This is a genomic window from Protofrankia sp. Cas8 (assembly GCF_963555845.1).
Classification (GTDB): domain Bacteria; phylum Actinomycetota; class Actinomycetes; order Frankiales; family Frankiaceae; genus Protofrankia.
On sequence record NZ_CAUVXI010000206.1, the window covers coordinates 3140 to 4707 of the forward strand.

2 pseudogenes are annotated in these 1568 nt (G+C 74.0%); both read left to right on the forward strand.

Annotated elements, in window-relative coordinates:
- Positions 1–949, forward strand: a pseudogene (locus U9977_RS22325) (WD40 repeat domain-containing protein); the annotation flags it as partial.
- Positions 946–1568, forward strand: a pseudogene (locus U9977_RS22330) (hypothetical protein); the annotation flags it as partial. The pseudogenes U9977_RS22325 and U9977_RS22330, both read left to right, overlap by 4 nt.

Consider the following 1568-nt stretch of genomic DNA (forward strand, 5'->3'; position numbering starts at 1 on the left):
GGTCGTCGTCACCGAACCGCCGGCCACCCTGACCGGCCATACCGATGAGATCAACTCGGTGGGGTGGGCGGCCGGCCCCGACGGCCGGCTGCTACTGGCCTCCGGCGGCGACGACGCCACGGTGCGGGTCTGGGATCCGCACACCGGCCACCTCCTGCACACCCTGACCGGCCACACCAGCACGGTCGGGTCGGTGGGGTGGGCGACCGGCCCCGACGGCCGGCTACTACTCGCCTCGGGCAGCGCCGACCGGACGGTGCGGATCTGGGATCCGCACACCGGCCACACCCTGCACACCCTGACCGGTCACACCAGCACGGTCGGGTCGGTGGGGTGGGCGACCGGCCCCGACGGCCGGCTACTACTCGTCTCAGGCAGCGCCGACGCCACGGTGCGGATCTGGGATCCGCACACCGGCCACACCCTGCACACCCTCACCGGCCACACCAGCGGGGTCTACTCGGTGGGGTGGGCGGCCGGCCCCGACGGCCGGCTACTACTCGCCTCAGGCAGCTCCGACGCCACGGTACGGATCTGGGATCCGCACACCGGCCACACCCTGCACACCCTCACCGGCCACACCGGCACGGTCTGGTCGGTGGGGTGGGCGACCGGCCCCGACGGCCGGCTACTACTCGCCTCGGGCAGCGGCGACGCCACGGTGCGGATCTGGGATCCGACCACCGCCCACCTCCTGCACACCCTGACCGGCCACACCGGCCAGGTCTGGTCGGTGGGGTGGGCGACCGGCCCCGACGGCCGGCTGCTACTCGCCTCGGGCAGCGGCGACGCCACGGTGCGGATCTGGGATCCGACCACCGGCCACACCCTGCACACCCTCACCGGCCACACCGGCCCGGTCCGGTCGGTGGCTGGGCGGCCGGCCCCGACGGCCAGCTGCTACTCGCCTCCGGCGGCGCCGACGCCACGGTGCGGATCTGGACGGTGACCCTCCCACCACAGCCGGACACCTCGACCCGCGCCGAGCCGGTCCCGCCACGGTGGCACACCGCCGCCACCGGACTGCTCCAGCTCGGCGCGGGGGGACTATGGCCACCACTGTCCCTCATCCACGACCTGCTAGCCCTCACCAGCCACACCGGCGACACGACCAGCACGGACAACCCGGACCGGGCGCTGTACGACCCCCGACTACACACACTGGCCGACCATCCCGGGATCCACCGCCTGCGCGCGCTGGCCTGGCCACCGGCCGCCCGGGTCGGGTTCGCCGCCCTACTCACCGCCGACCTGCCCCCCAACCCCGTCTACACACCCCCACCGGGCAGCACCCCCACCGGCCAACGCGACCTGCTGCACACCGCCCTGCACAGCCCGACCAGCCACCCCACACCACCACCAGTCAACCCCGACCGACTCCACACCGCCGCCGACCACCTCACCAGCCGGCTCACCGCCCTGCTCACCATCGTCGGACCCGACGCGATCGCCACCGACCCCACCCTGCCGCTACGGCTCCGCGACCGCGCCCCGGCCATGCCCCCGCTGAACGGCACACACCTGACGCTCCTCGCCGACGCCACCATCCTCACCACCACCAGCCAGGA